Genomic DNA, 22,496 nt, shown 5'->3' with positions numbered 1-22,496 from the left:
AGAATACGTTTAAGAACCACGAAGGCCGTCTCCGTCTGCCGTCAAGGCTTGGGTTTCGGCCATGCGACGATGGCGGGCGCTCCGCTGATCGCCCCCACGATGCGCTCGCGCTCGGCCCGGCCGGCGGCGAGGCGGGCGCGCGTCGCCGCGAGGACGGCGGGACTGGCGGTGGCGGGCGTGCCCGCCGCGAAGGGCGGCGCCGGCGCGTATTCGAGGCCGAGCTGGATCGTTTCCGCCTCCGGTCGGCCGGCGATCTCGGCCGCCAGCGTCAGGGCGAAGTCGATGCCGGCGGTCACTCCGCCCCCGGTGAGGAGGTTGCCGTCGCGCACCACCCGCTCGGCCACCGGGATCGCCCCGAAGGCCGCCAGGAGGTCGAGGCTGGCCCAGTGGGTGGTGGCGCGCCGGCCCCGCAGCAGCCCGGCCGCCCCGAGCACCAGGGCGCCGGTGCAGACGGACGTGACGTAGCGGGCGCGCGCCGCCTGCGCCCGCACGAAGGCGAGGAGTGCCGCATCCTGCATCAGCGCATTCACCCCGATCCCGCCCGGGATGCAGAGCACGTCGAGCTGGGGGCAATCGTCGACCGTGTGCGTCGGGGTGAGCACGAGACCGGTGGAGCTGGTGACAGGCCCCGGGCCGGTGGCCACGAGGCGAACCCGGGCGTCCGGAATCCCGACGAACACCTCGTAGGGCGCGGTGAGGTCGAGCTGCTGGACGTTCGGGAAGGTGAGGAGGCCGATTTCGAGGGGCATCGCGGCAGAACTCCGGGTGTCTGGACAGGACGACCCTACTCGGCCAGGCTCCGGCCGAAATGACCAAAACTCCTCGTTTTCTGCCAGGGCGCAGCGCGGATGGTCCCCGCCGCGTCGAGATCCTGGCTTTCCGGGATGTCCAGCTCCTCGACGTGGCGGGGCCGCTCCAGGTCTTCGCCACGGCGAACGACCTCGCAGGCGCAGGCCCTGCGCCCTACGCTCTGCACGTGGTCGCGGCGGGCGGCGGCCAGCTCCGCAGCTCCGCCGGTCTCGGCCTCGCGATGGAGCCGCTTCCGTCCGCGGACCAGCCCGTCGACACCCTCGTGGTGGCGGGCGGGCGCGGCGTCGCCGGGGCGGTCGCGGGGGGCCTGCCCGCCTGGGTCGCCGCCCGGGTGCCTCGGGCCCGGCGGGTGGCCTCGGTCTGCACCGGCGCCTTCCTGCTCGGGGCGGCCGGCCTCCTCGACGGGCGTCGGGCCGTGACCCACTGGACCCGTTGCTCCGAACTGGCGCGGCGCCATCCGGAGGCCCGGGTCGAGCCCGACCCCATCTTCATTCGGGACGGCGCGGTCTGGACCTCCGCCGGGGTGACGGCGGGCATCGACCTGGCGCTCGCCCTGGTGGAGGCGGATCTCGGCCGGGATGCGGCGTTGGCGGTCGCCCGGCACCTCGTGGTCTTCCTCAAGCGCCCGGGCGGCCAGTCCCAGTTCAGCACCGTCCTGGCGCTGCAATCCGGTGGCACGCGCTTCGAGGGGCTCCACGCCTGGATCGCCGACCACCTGTCCGAGGACCTGACCGTCCCGCGACTGGCCGAGGCGGCCGGCATGAGCCCGCGCGGCTTTGCCCGCCATTATCGCGCGGCCACGGGGCTGACCCCCGCCCGCGCCCTTGAGCGCCAGCGCGTCGAGGCGGCCCGGCGGCTCCTGGCCGAGACCGCGCTCCCGCTGAAGCGGGTCGCGGAGCGCTGCGGCTTCGGCTCGGAGGAGACCTTGCGGCGCAGCTTCCTGCGCCACGTGGCGGTGGCGCCCGCCTCCTACCGGCAGCGGTTCCGCGACGATGGGGAGGGGATGCCGGACGGCCGGCCCGAGGCGCCTGAGATTTGACATTCCCGGCCGCATCATCGACACCGCCGGCCGTCGCGGCATCGACCGGAACCACGGGCCGAGCGCCGGTCCGGAGCCGCGTATGTCCCCCCTGACGGCCCATCCTTCCGCATGACCGAGCGCGCCACCGTGCCTCCCCCGGCCCGCGGCCACGCCGTCGCGTTCCCGGACACCCTCCTGGCCGCTGCGACCCGGAGCCATGCCTGGGCCTGCGCCCTCCTGATCGCCCTCTGCCTCGTCTGCTTCCTGCCGGGCCTCGCCTCGCTCCAGCCCATGGACCGCGACGAGCCGCGCTTCGCCCAGGCGTCGAAGCAGATGCTCGAGACCGGCGACCTCGTCGACATCCGCTTCCAGGCGGAGGCCCGGCACAAGAAGCCGGTGGGCATCTACTGGGCGCAGGCGGCCGTCGTCGGCGCCGCCGAAGCGCTCGGCGTGCCGGACGCCCGCACCACCATCGGCCTCTACCGCATCCCGTCGCTGCTCGGCGCCATCGGGGCGCTGCTCCTCACCTACTGGTCGGCCCTGGTCTTCCTGCCCCGGCGGGGGGCCTTTCTCGCCGCAGCCCTGTTCGGGGCCTGCGTCGTGCTCTCGGCCGAGGCGCGCCTCGCCAAGACCGATGCGCTCCTCTGTGCCTGCGCGGTGGCGAGCTTCGGCGGTCTCGCTCGCGCCTGGCTCCGGCGCGACCGCGCGTCCGGCCCCCTCGACACCGCCACGGTGCTGACCTTCTGGCTCGGCCTCGCCCTCGGCATCCTGATCAAGGGGCCGATGGTGCCGCTGTTCTGCGGACTGCCGGCCCTGATCCTCTCCGTCCGGTCGGGCTCCGGCCGCTGGCTCGGCGCCCTGCGGCCCGGCCTCGGCCTGCCCCTCACCCTGCTGATCGTGGCGCCCTGGTTCGCCGCCATCACCTGGAAGAGCGGCGGCGCCTTCTACGGGGAGGCGGTCGGCCACGACATGCTGAGCAAGGTCCAGGGCGGCTCGGAGAAGCACTTCGCCCCGCCCGGCGCCTACCTCGTGGCGTTCTTCGGCACGTTCTGGCCGGGGGCGGCCTTCGCGGCGCTCAGTGCGCCCTTTGCCTGGGGCTACCGGCGCGAGCCCGCCATCGCCTTCCTGCTCGCCTGGATCGTGCCGACCTGGATCCTGTTCGAGATCGTGCCGACCAAGCTGCCCCATTACGTGCTGCCGCTGATGCCGGCCATCGCCATCCTCACCGTGCGGGCGCTCGCCGCCGGCGCGCTGCACCCCGAGCGCCGGGGCGCGCGCCTCACCGCCGGGCTCGTGGTGCTGATTCCCGTCGGACTCACCCTCGGGCTCTCGGCCTTCGCCTTCGCCTACGACCGGACTCTGCCCTTGGCCGGGCTGCCGCTGCTGCTCGGCGCCAGCGCGGTGGCGGCCCTGGCCTGGCACGCCTTCTCCCGGGGGCTGCCCGAGCGCGCGCTGGTGCTCGGCATCCTGGCCTCGATGCTGCTCTCGCCCGCCGTGTTCGGCCTGACCCAGCCGGTGATGGCCGCCCTCAAGGTCTCGCCGCGCCTCGCCGCGATCCGCGATCGCCTGCCCTGTCCGCATCCCCGCGTCGCCAGCCTCGGCTACCGCGAACCGAGCTTCGTCTTCCTGATCGGCACCGACCTCGCCATGCTGGGGACCGGTACCGAGGCCGCGGCCTTCCTGAAGGGCGAGGGAGCACCGGATACCGGAGCCTGCCGCCTCGTCTACGTCGAGGGCCGGTTCGCGGCCGCGTTCGATGACGCCGCCCGGGCCGCCGGGCTGGTGCCGAACCGGGTCGGCGCGGTCTCGGGCTTCAACATCAATGGCGGGCGCCGGGTCGATCTTTCGGCCTATGCCGTGACGCCCTAGACACGACGCCCGAGACATCCTTGGATCGAACACCCATGCGCCTCTCCGTGATCATCCCGGTGAAGAACGAGGCCGGCAACATCGCGAGCCTCGTCGCCGAACTCGAGACCGCCTGCGCCCCGCTGGCGCCCTTCGAGGTGATCTACGTCGACGACGGCTCCACCGACGGCACCGCCGAGGCCCTGAAGGCGGCCCGGGCCGGACGGCCCTGGCTGCGGGTGCTCGCCCACGACCGCACCGCCGGCAAGGCCGCCGGCATCCGCAGCGGAATCGCCGTGGCCCGCGCCCCGGTCTGCGCCCTGATGGACGGCGACGGCCAGAACGACCCGGCCTTCCTCGCGCCCCTGCTCGACGCCATTGAGGCGGGCGGTGCGGGGGTCGGCCTCGCCCAGGGCCAGCGCATCGGGCGCAAGGACGGACGCCTGAAGACGATCCAGTCGCGCATCGCCAACGGGGTCCGGGTCCGCATCCTCCGGGATTCCACCCGCGACACCGGCTGCGGCTACAAGCTCGTGCGCCGCGACGTCTACCGCACGCTGCCCTTCTTCGACGGGCAGCACCGCTTCATGCCGGCCCTCGTCGCCCGCGAGGGCTTCGGCGTGGTCCATCGCGACGTGGTCGACCGGCCGCGCTTCACCGGCACCTCGAAATACGGCCTGTTCGACCGGCTCTGGGTCGGCCTCCTCGATCTCGCCGGGGTGTGGTGGCTGATCCGGCGCAAGCGCGTGACGCCCCGGGTCACGGACGTGACGGGAGCCTGAGCCATGCTGATCCAGCTCGCCGAGGACCTGCGCGGCTACGTCTACGACGTCTTCGTCACCCGCTTCGATGCCTGGCTGGTCTTCGGCATCCTGGCCCAGGCGGTGTTCGGCGCCCGCTTCGTGGTGCAGTGGCTCGCCTCCGAGCGGGCCGGCCGAAGCGTGATGCCGCTGGCCTTCTGGTTCCTCTCCATCGCGGGCGGCCTGATGACCCTGGTCTACGGCCTGGTGCGGCGCGAGCCGGTGATCATCTTCGGCCAGGCCCTCTCGACCTTCATCTATCTCCGCAACGTCTTCCTGATCCTGCGCGAGCGCCGCGCCGCCCGGGCGGCGCTGTGACCATGGACCCGCTGCCGCCCTTCCACGACGACCTGGACGCGGCACGGGCGGAGGTCTGGCGCCTCTTGGAGGAGGGGCCTGCCTTGCGCCGCAACGCCTTCCACATGCCGGCGCTGGCCACCGTCGATGCGGCGGGGCACCCGCAGGTCCGCACCGTGGTGCTGCGGCAGGCCGATCCGGCGGCCGGAGCCCTGCGCTTCCACTGCGACCGCCGCTCCGACAAGGCGTCCGAGATCGCGGCCTCCGGGCATGCGGCCCTGCACGGCTACGATTCCGCCGCCAAGATCCAGATCCGCGCCTCCGGCCCGGCGACGCTCCACAGCGACGATGCCCTGGCCGAAGCGGCCTGGGCCGGCGCGATGGCCATGAGCCGGATCTGCTACGGCGCCGATCCCGCCCCCGGGGCGGTGCTGCCCCGCGGCGACGCCTACACCCTGCCGGACGCCGAGACGGCGCTGACCCTCGGCCGACCGAACTTCTGCGCCGTGGTGGTGCGGGTGGCCCGCCTCGAATTCCTCTACCTCGACCGGCGCGGCCACCGCCGGGCGGCCTGGGAGCGGGCCGGGAACTGGCGCGGATGCTGGCTGGCGCCGTGAAAATCCGCCACGCCTGAACGGCCGTGCGGGAACGGCCCCGCCGCCGGTTCCGGCGCGGGGGGATGGCCAGGACACGAAACGGGAGACGCGGGACGCCGCGAAACCACGTTGTTGGAATCATAGGCCGGTCCCCCGGCGTCCCTCGGCCCGGCCCCTCGCGGGGCCGACCCTTTTCGTCACGGCGTCTTCTCGGCATCGGCGACCCGGCTCATGGCAGCCCCCCTCCGGGCTCCGACGCCCTGGCGGGCGGCGGCGTCCGGCGGCCGTCTGATCAGAGCCCGAGGCTCCGAGCCCGCCTCGTAGTGGGCGGACCGTCCGATCTCTCGTTGCGTCCCAGGGGACCGGGTCCAGCCTTGCGGCCTACCCGTCCGAGACGCCTTGCGTCGCCGATGCAGCCCGGGGCGATGGCGAAACCGGGCCATCGACGCGGGGCGCCGTCTCCTCCCCCCGAGCCCCCCGACCCGGTCCGCCGGAGGGCCTCCCGTGTGGGAGGTGAGTGCCCGCACTGAACCACGGAATAGGAATATTGTCAAGTTTTTTCGAAAGGGGCGGTGGGTCTGGGTACAACCCTCCTCCGTTTCCCGTCAGTGAGTTTGCGCCTGCTGCAAAGCAAGGCAGGTGTAAACGGCTGTTCACAGTATGGATTACGTGACATGTATTCGATTGCTTAGGGTCGGATTCGCTTATAATTGGTTGTGATCGGGCTCAGAAGCCATTGGGTTATTTCATTAATTTGAGGCCTTAGATGTCTGAAAAGCAGAGTGATAGTCTTATAAAACCGGATATGAGTGCGGTTCTCTCTAGAACTCATGTGAGTAATAACACACATGGGTTTTTACTTCCGGTATTTGAGGCCATATCGAATGCAATGCACGGAGTTGAAGCTCGATTCGGCTCGAGCGCACACGTAAATGGTATTATAAATGTCAGATTTGTAAATACCCAGAATCCTGGATTAATACAAGTTTCAGTCATTGATAATGGTATTGGTCTAAATGATCCAAATTACAAATCATTCAAAACTCCCTTCAGCGGGTATAAGCTGAAGCAAAAGGGGCGCGGATTCGGTCGATTCATAGCGTTTAAAGTATTTTCAAGAGTAACGTACTCAACAAGATATGAGTTTTTCAATACAATAGGACGTCGGGATTTTCGGTTTGATATTCGACAGGATGACGAAATCTCATTTATCCAGAGCGACTCAGAGCTTGTAGATTCGGGAGTGCACGTTTCGTACGAGCAGCCACTTACAAATTGGCATGATCTGATTCGGAGTTTGAATGAAGAAGAAATATTAACCGAAATTGGCAGCCATTTTCTTCCATATTTTCTTTATAAATGGCTACCACTCATAAATGTCCAGTTTGATGATGGTGAACCTGAGGATATATCCAAGCGATTTAAAGCAGTTTTCGTCCAGTATGCAGATGGAGAATTCACATGTGAGATAGATGGAGTTGAAGAAAGGCTCTACTATTCTCTTGCGCGTATTAATCGAAGCAAAAACTTCAGGAACCATTGCCTGTTGCTTTCTGCTGCGGACCGAATCGTTGGAACCCCCCGCGATTTATCGCAGAAAATCGGCGAACCCTTTTTTACTGACGAAAATGAAAATAAATACGTTGTTATTGCTGTTGTTCGAGGTGAGGTTTTTGAAAGTCGGCTCAATGATGCAAGGACGGGTATTAATCTCAGTTCAAGAACCGTAGAAGACATCGTAAAAAAAATAAGCGATATCATTCAGAGTAAAGAACATCAACAAATCGCAAAGATTAAATTTAATCAGTCGCATAGCTTAGACTCGGCATTGAAAGAAAATCCTATCCTGCGCTTAGGACTCAAAGGGAAATCTATAGCGGAATATGTTGCATCTAAACCAAACAACTGGTCAGAGGAAGAATTTGTATCTGATTTGGCTGTCGAAAGATTTAGGGCTACCAATGATTTGATCAAGCAAATTGTGGCTGCTTCTGCAAATTCTGAAAATTACGAATCTACAATTAAAGTAATTGTAGATAAAATAGATAGAAGTAAGAAAGAAGCTCTAGCTGAATACGTAATACATCGTAAAAACATTATTTCTTTAGTTGAATCCGCTAGAAAGTTCCAAAAGGATGGTAAGCATTCTCCTGAAGACACCATTCATGATCTAGTTTTTAAGAGATTTTCAGACAACGTCTCGGTTGACTATTTTGAACATAATCTGTGGCTCATAGACGATGCACTTGCATTTCTGCCTTACGTTTCAAGCGATAGGACTATCCATGGAGGCCGACGCAAGACCGGCGATAAAATCACAGACTTACTGTTTTTTGACGAAAGTTTAGTCTTAGGAGACAGCGACGGAACGACTTTGACTATAGTTGAATTTAAAAAACCTAGCAGGAATAATTTTATTTTCGGTCGTGAGAAGGACGATCCTGTTTTCCAAGTTATAAAAACTTTGAATCAAGTGACCAAAGTTGGTGGGATTTCAAAATCCGATGGAACACATTTCTCGTTCGCTGGAGTTGTGAAGAAATTCGCATACATCATTGCTGATCTCACGCCTTCACTTGTAGAAGTACTTAAAATGCATGATTTTAAAAATGACTGGAATCCCAGAATATTTGTAAGATTTAGAGATCATGAGCAAATATTTATCCAGGCGTTTGGGTATGATACCTTGGTCGAAAATGCAAAGAAGAGAAATCAAGCTTTCTTCTCTGTGTTGTTCGACGAGTAGCGGAGTTCATCACAACGCGGCGCGCAACCGCGCAAACCCCGCGTCGAGATCCGCCTGCAGGTCCGCAAGGTCCTCCAGGCCGATGTGGAAGCGCAGGCCCGGGCCGCCGGGGTTCCACCGGGTGGCGGTCCGATAGGTCTTGCAGTCGAACGGGATGACGAGGCTCTCGAAGCCGCCCCAGGAGAAGCCCATCCCGAACAGTTCGAGGCCGTCGAGCATGGCCGCCACGGCCCGCTCCGGGGCGGGCTTCAGGATGACGCCGAACAGGCCCGAGGCGCCGGCGAAGTCGCGCTTCCAGAGGGCGTGGCCGGGATCGTCGGGGAGTGCGGGATGGAGCACGCGGGCCACCTCCGGCCGGGCCTGGAGCCACTGCGCCATGGCGAGCCCCTGGGCGCCGTGCTCGCGCAGGCGCAGCGCCATGGTGCGCAGGCCGCGCAGGGCCAGGAACACGTCCTCCGGGCCGGGGCACATGGCGAAATGCTCGAAGGTCCGGTGCAGGGCCGGCCAGTATTGCGCGTTGGCCGAGGTCAGGCCGAGGAGCAGGTCCGAGCCGCCGGAGAGGTACTTGGTCCCGGCCTCGACCGCGATGTCGACGCCGCGCGCATGGGGCGGGAACAGCAGCGGCGTCGCCCAGGTGTTGTCCATGATCACGGCCGCCCCGCGCGCGTGCACGATCTCGGCGATGGCCGGCACGTCCTGCATCTCGAAGCTCTGCGAGCCCGGGGCCTCGACCAGCACCGCCTTGGTGGTGTCGCGCATCAGGTCGGCGATGCCGGCGCCGATCAGGGGATCGTAGTATTCCACCGCCACCCCGAAGCGTTTCAGGACGCCGTCGCAAAAGATGCGGGTCGGGCGGTAGGCGGAATCGCTGATGAGGAGATGGTCGCCGGCCGAGACCACCGCCATCAGCGCCACCGTGAGGGCGGCGAGGCCCGAGGGGGTCAGCACCGTGCCGGCGGCCCCGGCCAGCTCGCTCCAGGCCTGGGTCAGCGAATCCGTCGTCGGCGTGCCCGAGGTGCCGTAATCGTAGCGCCCGCGCCGGTGCTGGAGGTCGTCGTAGGTCGGGAACAGCACTGTCGAGCCGCGGTAGATCGGCGTGTTGACGAAGCCGTGCTGGGCGGAGGGATCGCGCCCCGCATGGACGAGGCGGGTGCTCGCCCCGAAGCGGGCGGGATCGCGGGGAGGGGTGTTCGACATCGGTACCGGCGGGCGAGGGGTGAGCGTGCGGCGACCGAAGCCCGCCGCACGCGCCGGCGTCAAGCCGGGCGGGCGCTGGGTCAGAGGTGGAACCGCGTCCGCCGTCGAACCAAACCCGTCATTCCGGGGCGCCGCAAGCGAGCCCGGAATCCAGAACCGCAGGGGATTTTGAATCGCACAGGATTCCGAAACATCGCTGGCGCAGCTGCACGATCGACGGTCGACGCCCTATCCCGTCTCCATGCTCGCGAGCGGACGACACGGCACGCTGTCGATGGGCGTGACGAACGACCGCCCGCCGCATTCACCAGCACAAGGCGAAGCGATCGGACGGTGTCACGGAGGTTGCGGCTGATGGCCCAGCCGCGCGCGTCTGGATTCCGGGCTCGCCTTCGGCGCCCCGGAATGACGGGGTTGGGTCGGATGGCGGATGTGAGCTTGCGCTGGCTGGAGACGTTTGGATGGGGCGTTGACGTGATTCCACTGTCAATCCCGTCATTCCGGGGCGCCGGAGGCGAGCCCGGAATCTAGAACCGCGACTGGGCTCGAAGAAGCGCTGGCGCAGCCGTACGATCGGCGCATCATTGACCCGCTCTACCCTGCGATGACCGCCATGCCTTTCGCCGTCTACATGCTCGCGAGCCGGCGGCACGGCACGCTGTATATCGGTGTGACGAACGACCTGGCGCGTCGTGTCCATGAGCACAAGGCGAAGCGACCGGCCGGATTCACGGCGCGGTACGAGGTCGATCGCCTGGTCTGGTACGAACTCTATGAACGGGCCATCGAGGCGATTCAGCGCGAGAAGGCGCTCAAGACTTGGCGCCGCGACTGGAAGATCCGATTGATCGAGGAGGCCAACCCGGATTGGTCCGATCTGACGGCGAGCCTCGCCCTGTGAGACCACCTCACGGAGGTTGCGGCTGATGGCCCAGCCGCGCGCATCTTAATTCCGGGCTCGCCTGCGGCGCCCCGGAATGACGGGGTTGGGTCGGATGACTCGGGGCACACGGGATCGTCCCCGGCTTGACCCCGGCGCGCGATGCCCTGCAATGCGCGCATGCGATCCCTGTCGATCCCGCTCCTCGCCGCCCTGCTCGCCGCGTCTCCGGTGCTGACCCGGACTGCGGCGCTCGCGCAAGGCGATACCCTGGCCCAGGTCAAGGCGCGCGGGCACCTCGTCTGCGGGGTCAGCGGCGGGGTGGCGGGGTTCAGCATGCCGGACGGGCAGGGGCGCTGGCACGGGCTCGACGTGGATTTCTGCCGGGCGCTCGCCGCCGCGATCTTCGACGATCCGGACCAGGTGCGCTTCATCCCGCAATCCTCGGCCGCGCGCTTCACCGCCCTGCAATCGGGCGAGATCGACGTGCTCGCCCGCAACACCACCTGGACCCTGTCGCGCGACACCGCCGCGATGAACTTTCCGGTGATCACCTTCTTCGACGGCCAGGGATTCCTGGTCCGAAAATCCCTCAACATCACGGCCGTCAAGCAGCTCGACCGGGCCACGATCTGCCTGCAGCAGGGCACCACCACGGAGCTGAACACCGCCGACTGGTTCCGCACCCGCGGGCTGACCTACCAGGTGGTCACCTTCGCCAACAGCGAGCAGACGCTCGGCGCCTACGAATCCGGCCGCTGCGACGCCTATTCCACCGACAAGTCCTCCCTCTACGGCGAGCGCCTGAAGACCGCGCATCCGGAGGAGCATGTCATCCTCGCGGAGGCGATCTCGAAGGAGCCCTTCGCGCCGGGCGTGCGCCAGGGCGACGATGCCTGGCGCGACCTCGTGGCCTGGACCCACTACGCCATGATCGACGCGGAGGAGGCGGGTATCGGCCAGGCCAACGTCGAGGCGCTCCGGACGGAGACCCTGAGTCCGGACGTGAAGCGCATCCTCGGTGTCGAGGGCACCTACGGGCAGGGCCTCGGGCTGACCACCGACTGGGCCTACCGGATCGTCCGTCACGTGGGCAATTACGGCGACGTCTTCGCCCGCAACCTCGGCGACGCGACGCCCCTGAAGATCCCGCGCGGGCTGAACGCGCTGTGGACCAACGGGGGCCTGCAGTACGGGCCGCCGATCCGGTGAGGGCGGTCCTTTGCCAGACCGCTCTGCAAAAGCGCACGCGTTCCCCCTCCTCCGTGTGGAGAGAGCGATCGCAGATACCGATTTGCTGGCCGGAAGCCCATGCGTGGCACCGCGTCATCCCAGGGCCGCGCAGCGGAGCCCGGGATCCAGAAACGCAGGTGGCGCAAGACTCGACACTGTCGGCGGCTCTGGATCGCGCGCCTCCGGCGCGCCCCTTCGGGTCCGGGTTCGCCTGCGGCGCCCCGGAATGACGGTGCGCTGTCCTATGCAATCGCACTGCCCGCAGAGGGAGGGTTTTGCGCTCCGCAGGTCGGCACATGCGTAAGGCCCCCCGCGCCCTCGCGCTCCAGGCTCTCGTCGTGCTCGCACTGGCGGCGCTGGCCTATGCGGCGGCCACCAACGCATCCGAAAAGCTCGCGCGCCAGGGCATCGCCGCCGGGTTCGGCTTCCTCGGGCGCCCGGCGGGGTTCGACATCAGCCAGCGGCTGATCTCCTACGCCGCCGCGACCTCGACCTATCGCGACGCGTTCGTGGTCGGGCTCCTCAACACCCTGCTGGTCTCGGGCCTCGCCATCGGGCTCGCCACGCTCATCGGCTTTGCCGTCGGCATCGCCCGGCTCTCGCCGAACTGGCTCGCGCGGACGCTCGCGGCGATCTACGTCGAGACCCTGCGCAACCTGCCGCTGCTGCTGCAGCTCCTCGTCTGGTACGTGGCCGTGCGGGTGGCCCTGCCCGAAGCGCGCGACCCGGCGGCCTGGGGCGGGGCGTATCTGAGCCAGCGCGGGCTGGTCCTGCCACGACCTGAGTTTTCCGGGGTTGCCTGGCTGGTGCCCCTGACCTTCGTGGCGGGGATCGGCGCGGCGGTCGCCTGGACCCGGCGCGCCAACCGGCGCGTCGCGGCCGGGGCCGAAGCCGGTCCGGTCGCGGGGCCGGGCCTCGCCCTGGTGCTCGGCCTGCCGGCCCTGGCCTGGATCGGTCTCGGCCTCTCCGGTCATCCCGTGCCGGTCGCGTGGCCGGCGCCCGGTCCCTACGGGCCGGACGGCGGGCTCGGGGTGCTGCCGGAATTCGCCGCCCTGCTCCTCGGGCTCTCCACCTACACGGCGGCCTTCATCGCCGAGATCGTGCGCGCCGGCCTCAACAGCGTGGATCGCGGACAGGGGGAGGCGGCGGCGGCCCTCGGCCTGAGCCGGGCCAAGGCCCTGGCGCTCGTCACCATCCCGCAGGCCATGCGGGTGATCGTGCCGCCGCTCACCAGCCAGTATCTCAACATCACGAAGAACTCGTCGCTGGCGGTGCTGATCGGCTATCCCGACCTCGTCCACGTCTTCATGGGCACGGTGCTCAATCAGACCAACCAGGCGGTGGAGGTCGTGACCATCACCATGGCGGTCTACCTGACCCTGAGCCTCGGCCTCGCCGCCCTGATGAACGCCTATAACCGCCGTGCGGCCCCGGTGACGCGATGAAACCGGTGAGCCGATGGAAACCGGTGAGCCGATGAAACCGGTGACGCGATGACGGTGATCCGCGAGACCCTGCTGCCCCCGGCTCCGCCGCCGCGCCGGACCGGCGGCCCCCTCGGCTGGCTGCGGCAGAACCTGTTCGAAGGGTGGGGCAACACGCTGACCACGCTGGTGATCCTGGCCGGGCTGGCGCTCCTGTTGCCGCCCGTGATCCGCTTCCTCGTCACCGACGCGGTCTGGAGCGGGACGTTGGGCGAGGCCTGCCGGCCGGAAATCGCCGGGCACCCGGTCGGCGCCTGCTGGGCCTTCATCGGCAACAAGATCAACTACCTCGTCTACGGCTCCTACCCGGCGGCGGAGCGCTGGCGCCCGAACCTGTTCTTCGGGCTCGTGGCGCTCAGTGCGGTCTGGATGCTGTGGCTCGATGCGCCCAAGCGCGGCCTCGGCGCCGTCTTCGTCTTCCTGGTCGGCCCGATCCTGTCGTTCTGGCTGCTCTCGGGCGCCGAATTCCTCAGCCTCGCCCCGATCGCCACCAGCCTGTGGGGCGGCATGCTGGTGACCCTGGTGGTCTCGCTGGTCGGCATCGTCGCCGCGCTGCCGCTCGGCATCCTGTTGGCGCTGGGGCGGCGCTCCGCGCTGCCGGTGCTGCGCTATGCCTGCATCGGCTTCATCGAGTTCTGGCGCGGGGTGCCGCTGATCACCGTGCTGTTCATGGCCAACGTGATGCTGCCGCTGTTCCTGCCCGGCGACCTCACCGTGGACCGGCTGGTCCGCCCGCTCGTCGGCATCGCGCTGTTCGCCTCCGCCTACATGGCCGAGGTGGTGCGCGGCGGCCTGCAGGCGATACCCGAGGGACAGGGGCGGGCGGCCCTGGCGCTGGGACTGACGCGGGCGCAGACCCTGCGCCTCGTCATCCTGCCCCAGGCCCTCAAGGTGGTGGTGCCCGGTATCGTCAACACGCTGATCGGCCTGTTCAAGGACACCACCCTGGTCTCGATCGTGGGCATCGCCGACTTCATCCGGGTGCTGGAGGCGGCGCGCGCCGATCCGCGCTGGTCGGCCCCGACCATTCCCGCCACGGCCTACGCCTTCGCGGCCCTGTTCTACCTCGCGGTCTGCTTTTCGATGGCGCGCTATGCCGCCTTCATCGAGCGGCGGCTGGCCGCCGGCGAGCGGGGCCGGGCATGACGCCCGCCGATCCAGCCCCGCCCGCACTCGAGTTCCGCGGCGTGAACAAGTGGTTCGGCGCCACCCACGTGCTGCGCGACGTCTCCCTCACGGTCGCCGAATCGGAAAAGATCGTCATCTGCGGCCCCTCGGGTTCGGGCAAGTCGACCCTGATCCGCTGCGTCAACGGCCTCGAATCCTATCAGGGCGGCACCCTCCGGGTCGCCGGCCAGGATCTCACCCCGGCCCGCATTCCGGCGGTGCGGCGCGCCGTCGGCATGGTGTTCCAGCACTTCAACCTGTTCGCGCACCTCACCGTGTTGGAGAACTGCACCCTGGCGCCGATCCACGGGCGCGGGATCGGGCGCCGGGCGGCCGAGGCCCGGGCGCGCGCGGAACTCGAGCGCCTCGCCATCGCGGATCTGGCGCCGCGCCATCCCGGCCAGCTCTCCGGCGGGCAGCAGCAGCGGGTCGCCATCGCCCGCGCCCTCTGCCTCGACCCGGCGGTGATGCTGTTCGACGAGCCGACCTCGGCCCTCGATCCCGAGATGGTGCAGGAGGTGCTCGACACCATGACGGACCTGGCGGCCCGCGGCATGACCCTGCTCTGCGTCACCCACGAGATGGGTTTCGCCCGCCGCGTCGCCGACCGGGTGGTGTTCATGGACGAGGGCCAGATCGTCGAGGTCGCGCCGCCGGACGCGTTCTTCGACCGGCCCGAGCATCCCCGCACCCGGGATTTTCTCGCGCGTCTTCTCTGAGGGGCGGTCAGGGGCGCGCCTGCGCGCGACCTTTTTGGCTGGAAGGCCGCGCCCGCGCGAAACCGTTTTGGTTGGAAGGCCGCGCCCGCGCGAAACCGTTTTGGTTGGAAGGCCGCGCAAGCGCGGCACGGGAGTTGTGCCGGCGCAGGAAGTTTTCGCGAAGACGTGTGCTCCGGTTCGTTAACGCAGACCCGCTAAATCCTGTCTCGCACTCGCGTATTCGGGAAGCTCGTCGCTTGCGTATCCTGCGGAACATCGTCGTCGGCAGCATCTTCGGCGGCAGCGCCCTGGTCATCGCCTTCGCCTGCGTCGACCGGCTCGACCATCCGGCGCCCGTCCGCGCCACCGCCCCGGTGGCGGCGCTCACCCGGCTCAGCCTGCCCGAGCCAAGCATGACGGGGTCGCTGCCGGTGGAGACCGGCCCCTCGATCCGCGACATCCTCGGGCGCGACCCGGTCGCCCGCGCGACGGTGACCCGTCCGCCGGTGCCCCGGGCCTCCACCGCCCGCGAGACCACCGCCCGCGAGACCACCGCCCGCGAGACCACCACACGCGAGGCGGCGGGCCGGCCCCCGGCCAAGCCCGTGGCCAAGGTCGCCGCCGTGGCGCCCGCGAAGCCGGCCAGGAAGGCCGCCGAGGGCTTCGACACCGAGCGCCTGAACGCCCTCATGCGCGGCGACCCCACCGTCACGCTGGCGCGTAGCCGCTGAGTGCGCTCGCGCACCCTGCGCCGTCCCGCACCGGCGCGGCCGTGCGAAGCGGGCTGACGGGCTTGCTATAAGCCCCACCCGGTCCCCTTCCGGGCCGTGGCGGGCCGACGGGCCCGCGAGGGGAGGCGGCCTTTGGGTCTGATCTACGCGCTCGGCGCCTATCTGAGCTGGGGCCTGGTGGTCCCGGTGCATTTCCGCCTGCTCGACGCCGTGCCGGCCCCGAGCATCCTGGCCCACCGCATCGTCTGGTCGAGCCTCCTCGTCGCCGGCCTGCTGGTGGCGCTCCGCCGCCGCATCCGCTCTCCCTTCCCCCTGGTGCGCCGGCACGGGCTCCTGGTCCTGTCGGCCGGGCTGATCGGCGTGAACTGGCTCCTCTATCTCCGGGCCGTGCAATCCGGGCACATGCTCGATGCCAGCCTCGGCTACTTCATCAACCCGCTGGTGAGCGTGGCTCTGGGCGCCGTGGTGCTCGGCGAGCGCCTGCGCCCGGTCCAGGCCGCGGCCGTGGCGCTGGCCGCCGGCGCCGTGCTGCTGGCCGTCGTCCTGGCGGGCAGCCTGCCCTGGGTCTCCCTGGCGCTGGCCGGCAGCTTCTCGCTCTACGGGCTCGCCCGCAAGGTCGTCGGCGTCGACCCCATGGTGGGCTTCGCCGCCGAGACGCTGCTGCTCCTGCCGGTGGCGCTGGTCTATCTCGCGGTCTTCGCGCCGCCGGTGATCCAGGGCGACCCCGTGCGGGCCGGGCTCATCCTGCTCACGGGAGCCACCACGGCCCTGCCGCTGATCTGGTTCGCGGCCGCCGCCGAGCGGCTCACCCTGGCGACCCTCGGGCTGATGCAGTACCTCGCCCCCTCCTGCCTCCTCGTCCTCAGCACCCTCGTGTACGGCGAGCGGCTGGAGCCGCACCGCATGGTGCTGTTCGGGCTGATCTGGCTGGCGCTGGCGATCTACGCGGCCGATGCCACCCGTGCCGCCCGGCAGGCGCGGAGCGCCTGAGGACCGTCCGGGTGAGCGGACCCCGGACGCCGTCGTGTCACCGCTCGATCCGCCCTGTGGTTTCGCATAGGATTGACGCACGGCCGATTCCGGAGACCGCCATGTCGCTGACCGCGCTTCTCGTGCCGACCTATCGAAACATGCTGGCGACCCTCGCCGGGCTGCTGGACACGGTCGAACGGCAGGCGCCGACCCGGGCCGAAAGCCTGCTGTCGGCGCGCCTCGCCACCGATATGCTGCCGCTGGCGGCCCAGCTGCGATTCGCCGCCTTCCTGGCGCAGGAAGCGACCTTCCGCCTGCGTGGGCAGCCCATTCCTTCGTCGCTCGATGCGGTGGCGGCCGAGGGGCGTCAGGCCGGCGACGTTCCCGGATCCTTCGCCCAGGCGCGGGGCCGGATCGGCGAGGCCTTGTCCCATTTGGACGATCTGGCCGACGACGCGCTCGACGCGGGGGCAACGGCGCCGATCGCGATCGAGCTTCCGGGCGGCCCGACCTTCGACATGACGGGCGAAACCTACGCGCGCGACTGGGCGCTGCCGCAATTCTACTTCCACGTCATCACGGCTTACGCCATCCTGCGGAACCACGGGATCGCAATCGGCAAGGCCGATTACGTGCCGCACATGTTCGCCTATCTCAGGTCCGCACCGGCGGCGTCGGCCCAGGTAGAGCCCGGCGACGCGCGATCCTGAATCCTGCGGGCTCTCCGATCGGAGCCCGCGCCGAGCGACCCGCGGGGAGGCGCCATGCTGACCAACCGCATCACCGACATCGCCGGCCTCCGGGTCGGCCACGCCACCGATCTGCGGCTCGCCAGCGGCGTCACCGCGCTCCTGTTCGACGCGCCCGTGGTGGCCGGAATCGACGTGCGCGGCGGCGGTCCCGGCACCCGCGAGACCGACCTTCTCGATCCCGAGCGCACCGTGGCGCGCATCGACGCCCTGGTGCTGTCCGGCGGCTCGGCCTTCGGCCTCGACGCGGCGGCCGGCGTCGTCGCCCACCTCGCCGAGACCGGGCGAGGCTTCGCGATCGGCCCGGCCCGGGTGCCGATCGTGCCGGCCGCGATCCTGTTCGATCTCCTCAATGGCGGCGACAAGGCCTGGGGCCGGTACGCGCCCTATCGCGAGCTCGGCCATGCGGCGGCGGTGGCGGCGACGCGGGATTTCGCCCTCGGTTCGGTCGGGGCCGGGACCGGGGCGGCCACCGCCAACCTGAAGGGCGGGATCGGCTCCGCCTCGGCCGAGGTCGCCGGCCTCGATCCCACGGGCCTCGATCCTGCTGATTGGCCCGTCCGGGTCGGGGCGCTGGTGGCGGTGAACGCCTTCGGCCGGGTGACGCTGGGGGAGGGGCCGCATTTCTGGGCCGGCGCCGACGAGATCGGCGCCGAGTTCGGGGGCCTCGGGTGTCCCGCCGCGATGCCGGCCGATGCGTTCACCTGGCCCCCGCGCAAGGGGTCGGCCGGGGCCAGCACGACGCTCGCGGTGGTGGCCACCGACGCGACCCTCACCAAGGCCCAGGCCCGCCGCCTCGCCGTGATGGCCCAGGACGGTCTCGCCCGGGCGATCCGCCCCATCCACACGCCGCTCGACGGCGACGTCGTCTTCGCGGTCTCCACCGGGCGGGTGGCGCTCGCCGACCCCGTCATCGACCTCGCCCGCATCGGCGACGCGGCCGCCCGGACCTTGGCGCGCGCCGTGGCGATCGGCGTCCATCGCGCCACGACTCCGCCGGGATTCGCCGGACCGCCGGCCTGGCGCGACCGGTTCGGGGGGTGACCGGTTCAGGCCCGGTCTTGGCATTGGATCGGGCCGAATCCGGCCTTGGGCATTAGATCGGGCCGGGTTCGGCCTTGGGCATCAGGTGGGGCCGGGTTCGGCCTTGGGCATCAGGTGGGGCCGGGTTCGGCCTTGGGCATCAGGTGGGGCCGGGTTCGGCCTTGGGCATCAGGTTTGGCCGAGTTCGGCCTTGGCATCCGCGATGAGGCCGGCGAGGCCGGCATCGACCTCGGCGCCGAGCATGCGGCGCTCGGCCTCCGTCAGGTCGGCGGCCCAGCCGCGCTGACCGAAGCCTTCGGCGCACTTGGCCCGCTCGGCCGTGAGATAGGCTTCGGTCTCCGCGGGCTGCGTCCGCATCGCCTGGACCAGGCCGAACCAGGCCGCGCGCTCCACCACCGCGAGGCGGGCGCGCAGGCGGATCATCACCGCGCGTTCGGGATCGATGTCATCCATGCTGTGTCCGGTATTCCTGGCGTGTCCGGTATTCCTGGCGTGTCCCGCCCTTCCGCGCGGCGTCAGCGCCGCGGTTCGCACCGCGTCTTCACGTAGGTGCCCTGGTCGTTGCCGTGCCCCGCATTGGCGGCGAGCACGGGTCCCTGCATCAGGCATTCCTGCAGCGTGTGGGCGGGGCCCGTGATGATGTCGAGCGCCGTTTCCCGCGAGCAATCCGGGGCCTGGACGGTGGAGGCGCAGACGAGGGCGACGACGAGGACTGGGTTCATGACGGGATTAACTGGAACAGGCCGGCGGAGCGGCAAGGGCTGCCTTTGCCGCGGGTGGCTTTGAAGGCCTGCGACTCTCCCTCAAGCCTGCCGAACTTGTGACGATTGTCGATCGTCGTGCCGGCAGGTCTCCCTCCCGGCAGGTCTCCGCGACAGCGATCGTTCGGTTTTTGTTCCATACGGACCGCCATCGACGCCATCGCGCGGGTGAGACAGGTCAAAATACCTAGGACAAAGAGCATAGGTTCGGTATCCTAGGATTAAAGATAATACCCTTTTGGTGCCTTTGGAACGAAAGCGGAACAAGAAAAGATTCGCCGGCTCAGCCCCCACCCGGGGTGCGGCCCCTGGCCTGTGGATGCCGGCCTCGCGTGACGGACCGGCCGGCCGGCCCGCGTGTTAAGACCTTCGTGCAAGAGCCAGGAGGCGCGGCGGAACAGCCCCCGCGCGGGAGCCGGAGCAGGCATGACGGTCGGCATCGAGATGGGTCTGAGCATGGGGCCGGGGGCGGAGCCCGCGCGCCTCGACCTCGAGGAACTCCTGGCGACGCGTCTCCTGGTCCAGGGCAATTCCGGCTCGGGCAAGTCGCACCTGCTGCGGCGTCTGCTGGAGCAGAGCGCCGGCGCGGTGCAGCAGGTGGTGATCGATCCCGAGGGCGACTTCGTCACCCTGGCGGAGGCCTACGGCCACGTGGTGGTGGACGGCGCCCACGGGGAGGCCGACCTCCAGGCCATCGCCGCGCGGGTGCGGGCGCACCGGGTCTCGGTGGTGCTCACCCTCGAGAGCCTCGACATGGAGGCGCAGATGCGCGCGGCGGCCGCCTTCCTGGGCGGGTTGTTCGAGGCCGAGCGCACCCACTGGCACCCCGCCCTGATCGTGGTCGACGAGGCCCAGATCTTCGCGCCCGCCGCGGCCGGCGACGTCTCGGACGAGGCCCGCAAGGCGTCGCTCGGCGCCATGACCAACCTGATGTGCCGGGGCCGCAAGCGGGGCTTGGCCGGCATCATCGCGACCCAGCGCCTCGCCAAGCTCGCCAAGAACGTGGCGGCCGAGGCCACCAACTTCCTGATGGGCCGCACCTTCCTCGACATCGACATGGCCCGCGCCGCCGACCTCCTCGGCCTCGACCGGCGCGGCGCCGAGCGGTTTCGCGATCTGTCCCGCGGCGAGTTCGTGGCTCTGGGGCCGGCCCTGAGCCGGCGGCCCCTGGCGCTCCGCATCGGTCCGGTGACGACCTCGGCGCGCTCCGGCTCGCCCAAGTTGGTGCCGCTGCCCGCCCCGGCCGATGCGGACCTGCGCGCCCTGATCCTCACCCGTTCGCCCGACGAGCCGGCGCAGGGCTGGGCGCCGGCCCCGCGCACGCCGCCGACCCCCCGCGCCACGCCGGCCGACCTGATGCGCGAACTCAGCGCCTACCGCCCGGAGCCGGTGGAGGCGCCCGCGCCGATGAGCGAGGAGGAGATCCGCGCCGGGCTCGACGCGGTCCTGCGCGGCATCGCCGCCGACCCGGATGCCGGCGGCCAGCCGGTGGCGGTCATCTACCAGGATTTCCTCGTGCGCTGCCGCATGCGCGGCCTCGACGGCGAGGCCATGAGCCTGGCCGCCTTCCGCCGCCGCCTCGGCGTCGCCCGCGCTGGGTTCGATGCGGACGACGACGCCCCGGGCGCGGTGGACGCGCGCTGGGAGGAGGCGCAGGCCGCCGCGGCCGCCCTGCCGGACGAGGTCCAGGGCCTGTTCCTGTTGCTGGCCCGCGCGGCGCTGGCCGGCGAGCCCTGCCCCGGCGACGAGGCCCTGGCCCGGGCGATCGGCAGCCGTTCGCCCGGCCGGGCCCGGCGCCTGCTCGCCTATGTGGAGACCCGTGGCACCATCGTGTGCCGCATGGATTACCGCGGCAACCGCATCGTCGCCCTGCCGGCCCTGGCCTGCGAGACCGCGCCGGGCGACCCGAAGGCCCCGGTCGAGACCAAATCCGGCGCCCCGGCCGCATCGCCGCCGGCCGAGGAATCCGGCCTGCCGGGCCTGTTCGCCGCCGAATAGGCCCTCGGGCGACCAGCCTCTCGGCCGAACAGACGCTTAGCCGAACAGGTTTGGAGCCATCGCGGCGCGCAGCAGCTCTGCCAAGCGGTCCAGCGCCGGGGAGCGGCGCGCGGTCGAGACCCGCAGGGCGAGACCGATCCGGGGCAGCGCCGGCAGGTTCGCCGCGTCGGGTTCCAGAGCCCGCAATCCCGGCGGCAGGCCGTGCGGCACCCGCAGGGCGATGCCGAGACCGGCCCCCACCGCGGCCCAGAGGCCGCTCAGGCTCGGCGAGGTGAAGGCGACCCGCCACGGGATCGCGGCCCCGTCGAGGGCCCGCAGACCCGCCTGGCGAAACAGGCACGGCGCCGCGAAGGCGACCAGGGGCAGGGGCGTGCCGGGATCGCGCACGAAGCCGTCGCGCGGGCCGATCCAGGCCATCGGCAGATCGCGCCGGGCGAGGGGGGCCGGACCCGGCCAGAGCGCCGCCGTCGAAGCCCCGGAATCCGCGGCGACGGCGTCCCAGGCCAGCACGAGGTCGAGACGCCCGGCCTGGAATCCCGCCAGCAGGGCGGTGTTGCCCTCCACCAGCACGTCGACCCGCACCGCGGGATGCTGGCGCGCGAACGGACCGAGGAGGTCCGGCAGCCAGGTCTCGGCGAAATCCTGCGGCAGGCCGAGGCGGACGCTGCCGGCCAGCGCCGGTTCGCGCAGCCGGGCCAGGGTCTCGTCGTTGAGGGCGAGGAGATGCCGGGCCGGACCCAGGAGGGCTTCGCCGGCCTCGGTCAGGGCGAGGCCCCGGCCGGATTTCCGGGTCAGCGGCCGGCCGACCTGGGTCTCCAGCTTGCGGAGCTGCAGGCTGACCGCCGAGGGCGAGCGGGCGAGGCGGTCGGCGGCCTTGGCGAAGCTGCCGAGATCGATCCCGGTGACGAAGCTGCGCAGGGCATCGAGGTCGAGGGCGGTCGGCGCGACCATTCGGGTTTCCCAAACGATCCGTTCGGATCTTCGCGATTTTCGCGCGTGTTCTGCGCGCCTAAGCCTGTGGGCGTCAACACGGACCCGCCGTGCAGCGACAGCCCCGGGAGACCTCCATGCCGTTCGTCCGCATCACCCTGGCCGGCCCACCTCCACGCGACGAGGCCGTGGCCGCGCTCCAAGCCGGCGTCACGACCCTGATGGCCGAGGTTCTGGGCAAGCGCGCCGACCTCACGGCGGTCGTGGTGGAGGGCACGGCGTCGGGCGCCTGGAGCGTCGGGGCCGTGCCCGTGGCCGTCGCGGCCCATCTCGTGGCCACGATCACGGCCGGCAGCAACGGCCCGGCGCCGATCGCGGATTTCATCGCGGCGGCGCATCGGCTGCTCGCCGGGACTCTCGGGGCGGGCCTGCCCCTCGCCACCTACGTGGTGGTCGACGCGGTGCCGGCGGAAGCCTGGGGCTATGGCGGGCTCACCCAGGCGCAGCGCGCCCGGGACCGGGGCTGACGGGATG

23 protein-coding genes are annotated in these 22,496 nt (G+C 69.3%); 17 read left to right on the top strand and 6 right to left on the bottom strand.

Annotation, left to right across the window (positions count from 1 at the left end; genetic code table 11):
• Positions 1-41: 41 nt before the first annotated feature.
• Complete coding sequence (locus ASF57_RS21625; protein WP_056487217.1) at positions 42-749, bottom strand: DJ-1/PfpI family protein; 708 nt, start codon at positions 747-749, stop codon at positions 42-44.
• A 59-nt stretch (positions 750-808) separates the two neighbouring features.
• On the opposite strand from ASF57_RS21625, the gene ASF57_RS21620 reads away from it, so the two are divergent.
• From ASF57_RS21620 to ASF57_RS26000, 6 genes are all read left to right on the top strand, one after another.
• The gene (locus ASF57_RS21620) at positions 809-1,849 is read left to right on the top strand and encodes a GlxA family transcriptional regulator (RefSeq protein ID WP_056487214.1); all 1,041 of its coding nucleotides are present in this window, start codon (positions 809-811) and stop codon (positions 1,847-1,849) included.
• A gap of 111 nt (positions 1,850-1,960) precedes the next feature.
• Positions 1,961-3,700 carry a glycosyltransferase family 39 protein gene (locus ASF57_RS21615; protein WP_056487211.1) on the top strand — a complete coding sequence of 580 codons (1,740 nt, stop codon included), beginning with the start codon at positions 1,961-1,963 and terminating at the stop codon, positions 3,698-3,700.
• 35 nt (positions 3,701-3,735) lie between these two features.
• Positions 3,736-4,461 (top strand): glycosyltransferase family 2 protein, encoded by a 726-nt coding sequence (locus ASF57_RS21610; RefSeq protein WP_056487209.1) that lies wholly within the window; start codon positions 3,736-3,738, stop codon positions 4,459-4,461.
• A gap of 3 nt (positions 4,462-4,464) precedes the next feature.
• Positions 4,465-4,797, top strand: a complete 333-nt coding sequence (locus ASF57_RS21605) for a lipid-A-disaccharide synthase N-terminal domain-containing protein (RefSeq protein ID WP_056181186.1) — start codon at positions 4,465-4,467, stop codon at positions 4,795-4,797.
• Between the two features lie 2 nt (positions 4,798-4,799).
• Positions 4,800-5,393 carry a pyridoxamine 5'-phosphate oxidase family protein gene (locus ASF57_RS21600; RefSeq protein WP_056487521.1) on the top strand — a complete coding sequence of 198 codons (594 nt, stop codon included), beginning with the start codon at positions 4,800-4,802 and terminating at the stop codon, positions 5,391-5,393.
• A 745-nt stretch (positions 5,394-6,138) separates the two neighbouring features.
• Positions 6,139-8,118: an ATP-binding protein gene (locus ASF57_RS26000; RefSeq protein ID WP_156376264.1), complete on the top strand. Its 1,980-nt coding sequence runs from the start codon at positions 6,139-6,141 to the stop codon at positions 8,116-8,118.
• Between the two features lie 9 nt (positions 8,119-8,127).
• On the opposite strand, the gene metC is transcribed toward ASF57_RS26000, so the two are convergent.
• Positions 8,128-9,315, bottom strand: coding sequence for a cystathionine beta-lyase (gene metC, locus ASF57_RS21595; RefSeq protein ID WP_056181304.1), 1,188 nt, complete (start codon positions 9,313-9,315; stop codon positions 8,128-8,130).
• A 613-nt stretch (positions 9,316-9,928) separates the two neighbouring features.
• On the opposite strand from metC, the gene ASF57_RS21590 reads away from it, so the two are divergent.
• From ASF57_RS21590 to ASF57_RS21550, 9 genes are all read left to right on the top strand, one after another.
• Positions 9,929-10,216, top strand: a complete 288-nt coding sequence (locus tag ASF57_RS21590; RefSeq protein WP_056487518.1) for a GIY-YIG nuclease family protein — start codon at positions 9,929-9,931, stop codon at positions 10,214-10,216.
• Between the two features lie 159 nt (positions 10,217-10,375).
• The gene (locus ASF57_RS21585; protein WP_056487514.1) at positions 10,376-11,407 is read left to right on the top strand and encodes an amino acid ABC transporter substrate-binding protein; all 1,032 of its coding nucleotides are present in this window, start codon (positions 10,376-10,378) and stop codon (positions 11,405-11,407) included.
• Between the two features lie 317 nt (positions 11,408-11,724).
• The gene (locus tag ASF57_RS21580) at positions 11,725-12,873 is read left to right on the top strand and encodes an ABC transporter permease subunit (RefSeq protein WP_056487206.1); all 1,149 of its coding nucleotides are present in this window, start codon (positions 11,725-11,727) and stop codon (positions 12,871-12,873) included.
• A 48-nt stretch (positions 12,874-12,921) separates the two neighbouring features.
• Positions 12,922-14,058 carry an amino acid ABC transporter permease gene (locus ASF57_RS21575; RefSeq protein ID WP_056487202.1) on the top strand — a complete coding sequence of 379 codons (1,137 nt, stop codon included), beginning with the start codon at positions 12,922-12,924 and terminating at the stop codon, positions 14,056-14,058.
• Positions 14,055-14,798, top strand: a complete 744-nt coding sequence (locus ASF57_RS21570) for an amino acid ABC transporter ATP-binding protein (protein WP_056487199.1) — start codon at positions 14,055-14,057, stop codon at positions 14,796-14,798. The genes ASF57_RS21575 and ASF57_RS21570 overlap by 4 nt, the downstream gene beginning before the upstream one ends.
• A gap of 236 nt (positions 14,799-15,034) precedes the next feature.
• The gene (locus tag ASF57_RS21565; RefSeq protein WP_056487197.1) at positions 15,035-15,508 is read left to right on the top strand and encodes a hypothetical protein; all 474 of its coding nucleotides are present in this window, start codon (positions 15,035-15,037) and stop codon (positions 15,506-15,508) included.
• Positions 15,509-15,640: 132 nt separating this feature from the next.
• Positions 15,641-16,498 carry an EamA family transporter RarD gene (gene rarD / locus ASF57_RS21560; protein ID WP_056181209.1) on the top strand — a complete coding sequence of 286 codons (858 nt, stop codon included), beginning with the start codon at positions 15,641-15,643 and terminating at the stop codon, positions 16,496-16,498.
• A 101-nt stretch (positions 16,499-16,599) separates the two neighbouring features.
• Positions 16,600-17,190 carry a DUF1993 domain-containing protein gene (locus ASF57_RS21555; RefSeq protein WP_056487196.1) on the top strand — a complete coding sequence of 197 codons (591 nt, stop codon included), beginning with the start codon at positions 16,600-16,602 and terminating at the stop codon, positions 17,188-17,190.
• 54 nt (positions 17,191-17,244) lie between these two features.
• Positions 17,245-18,273, top strand: coding sequence for a P1 family peptidase (locus tag ASF57_RS21550; RefSeq protein WP_056487194.1), 1,029 nt, complete (start codon positions 17,245-17,247; stop codon positions 18,271-18,273).
• A 168-nt stretch (positions 18,274-18,441) separates the two neighbouring features.
• Here the strand turns inward: ASF57_RS21550 and ASF57_RS21545 are convergent, their stop codons facing one another.
• The 3 genes from ASF57_RS21545 to ASF57_RS25995 all read right to left on the bottom strand — a co-directional run bounded on the left by ASF57_RS21545 (position 18,442) and on the right by ASF57_RS25995 (position 19,237).
• The gene (locus tag ASF57_RS21545) at positions 18,442-18,726 is read right to left on the bottom strand and encodes a hypothetical protein (protein ID WP_056181223.1); all 285 of its coding nucleotides are present in this window, start codon (positions 18,724-18,726) and stop codon (positions 18,442-18,444) included.
• 62 nt (positions 18,727-18,788) lie between these two features.
• A complete protein-coding gene (locus ASF57_RS21540) occupies positions 18,789-18,995 on the bottom strand; it encodes a hypothetical protein (RefSeq protein ID WP_056181226.1) in 207 nt (68 codons plus the stop codon).
• On the bottom strand, positions 18,992-19,237 hold the full coding sequence (locus ASF57_RS25995) for a hypothetical protein (protein WP_156376263.1): 246 nt from the start codon (positions 19,235-19,237) through the stop codon (positions 18,992-18,994). The genes ASF57_RS21540 and ASF57_RS25995 overlap by 4 nt, the downstream gene beginning before the upstream one ends.
• Before the next feature lie 223 nt (positions 19,238-19,460).
• Between ASF57_RS25995 and ASF57_RS21535 the strand changes: the two genes are divergently transcribed.
• On the top strand, positions 19,461-21,032 hold the full coding sequence (locus ASF57_RS21535) for an ATP-binding protein (protein WP_056181229.1): 1,572 nt from the start codon (positions 19,461-19,463) through the stop codon (positions 21,030-21,032).
• Positions 21,033-21,068: 36 nt separating this feature from the next.
• On the opposite strand, the gene ASF57_RS21530 is transcribed toward ASF57_RS21535, so the two are convergent.
• Positions 21,069-21,983 carry a LysR substrate-binding domain-containing protein gene (locus ASF57_RS21530; RefSeq protein ID WP_056487188.1) on the bottom strand — a complete coding sequence of 305 codons (915 nt, stop codon included), beginning with the start codon at positions 21,981-21,983 and terminating at the stop codon, positions 21,069-21,071.
• A 116-nt stretch (positions 21,984-22,099) separates the two neighbouring features.
• Here ASF57_RS21530 and ASF57_RS21525 point away from each other — a divergent pair, with 116 nt between their 5' ends.
• On the top strand, positions 22,100-22,489 hold the full coding sequence (locus ASF57_RS21525; RefSeq protein ID WP_056487185.1) for a tautomerase family protein: 390 nt from the start codon (positions 22,100-22,102) through the stop codon (positions 22,487-22,489).
• Positions 22,490-22,496 lie beyond the last annotated feature (7 nt).

The sequence above is a fragment of the Methylobacterium sp. Leaf117 genome (assembly GCF_001422985.1).
GTDB lineage: Bacteria > Pseudomonadota > Alphaproteobacteria > Rhizobiales > Beijerinckiaceae > Methylobacterium.
The sequence above is the reverse complement of the archived record's forward strand: the minus strand, read 5'-3'. Positions and strand labels throughout refer to the sequence as shown.

Bases quoted from the DNA above. Each gene is read 5' to 3' on its own strand.
- ASF57_RS21590 (WP_056487518.1), top strand. From the start codon at position 9,929: ATGCCTTTCGCCGTCTACATGCTCGCGAGCCGGCGGCACGGCACGCTG.
- ASF57_RS21570 (WP_056487199.1), top strand. From the start codon at position 14,055: ATGACGCCCGCCGATCCAGCCCCGCCCGCACTCGAGTTCCGCGGCGTG.
- ASF57_RS26000 (WP_156376264.1), top strand. From the start codon at position 6,139: ATGTCTGAAAAGCAGAGTGATAGTCTTATAAAACCGGATATGAGTGCG.
- ASF57_RS21580 (WP_056487206.1), top strand. From the start codon at position 11,725: ATGCGTAAGGCCCCCCGCGCCCTCGCGCTCCAGGCTCTCGTCGTGCTC.
- metC (WP_056181304.1), bottom strand. From the start codon at position 9,315: ATGTCGAACACCCCTCCCCGCGATCCCGCCCGCTTCGGGGCGAGCACC.
- ASF57_RS21585 (WP_056487514.1), top strand. From the start codon at position 10,376: ATGCGATCCCTGTCGATCCCGCTCCTCGCCGCCCTGCTCGCCGCGTCT.
- ASF57_RS21620 (WP_056487214.1), top strand. From the start codon at position 809: ATGACCAAAACTCCTCGTTTTCTGCCAGGGCGCAGCGCGGATGGTCCC.
- ASF57_RS21615 (WP_056487211.1), top strand. From the start codon at position 1,961: ATGACCGAGCGCGCCACCGTGCCTCCCCCGGCCCGCGGCCACGCCGTC.
- ASF57_RS21600 (WP_056487521.1), top strand. From the start codon at position 4,800: ATGGACCCGCTGCCGCCCTTCCACGACGACCTGGACGCGGCACGGGCG.
- ASF57_RS21525 (WP_056487185.1), top strand. From the start codon at position 22,100: ATGCCGTTCGTCCGCATCACCCTGGCCGGCCCACCTCCACGCGACGAG.
- ASF57_RS21535 (WP_056181229.1), top strand. From the start codon at position 19,461: ATGACGGTCGGCATCGAGATGGGTCTGAGCATGGGGCCGGGGGCGGAG.
- ASF57_RS21575 (WP_056487202.1), top strand. From the start codon at position 12,922: ATGACGGTGATCCGCGAGACCCTGCTGCCCCCGGCTCCGCCGCCGCGC.
- ASF57_RS21610 (WP_056487209.1), top strand. From the start codon at position 3,736: ATGCGCCTCTCCGTGATCATCCCGGTGAAGAACGAGGCCGGCAACATC.
- ASF57_RS21555 (WP_056487196.1), top strand. From the start codon at position 16,600: ATGTCGCTGACCGCGCTTCTCGTGCCGACCTATCGAAACATGCTGGCG.
- ASF57_RS21605 (WP_056181186.1), top strand. From the start codon at position 4,465: ATGCTGATCCAGCTCGCCGAGGACCTGCGCGGCTACGTCTACGACGTC.
- ASF57_RS21625 (WP_056487217.1), bottom strand. From the start codon at position 749: ATGCCCCTCGAAATCGGCCTCCTCACCTTCCCGAACGTCCAGCAGCTC.
- ASF57_RS21550 (WP_056487194.1), top strand. From the start codon at position 17,245: ATGCTGACCAACCGCATCACCGACATCGCCGGCCTCCGGGTCGGCCAC.
- ASF57_RS21540 (WP_056181226.1), bottom strand. From the start codon at position 18,995: ATGAACCCAGTCCTCGTCGTCGCCCTCGTCTGCGCCTCCACCGTCCAG.
- ASF57_RS21530 (WP_056487188.1), bottom strand. From the start codon at position 21,983: ATGGTCGCGCCGACCGCCCTCGACCTCGATGCCCTGCGCAGCTTCGTC.
- ASF57_RS25995 (WP_156376263.1), bottom strand. From the start codon at position 19,237: ATGCTCTTTGTCCTAGGTATTTTGACCTGTCTCACCCGCGCGATGGCG.
- ASF57_RS21545 (WP_056181223.1), bottom strand. From the start codon at position 18,726: ATGGATGACATCGATCCCGAACGCGCGGTGATGATCCGCCTGCGCGCC.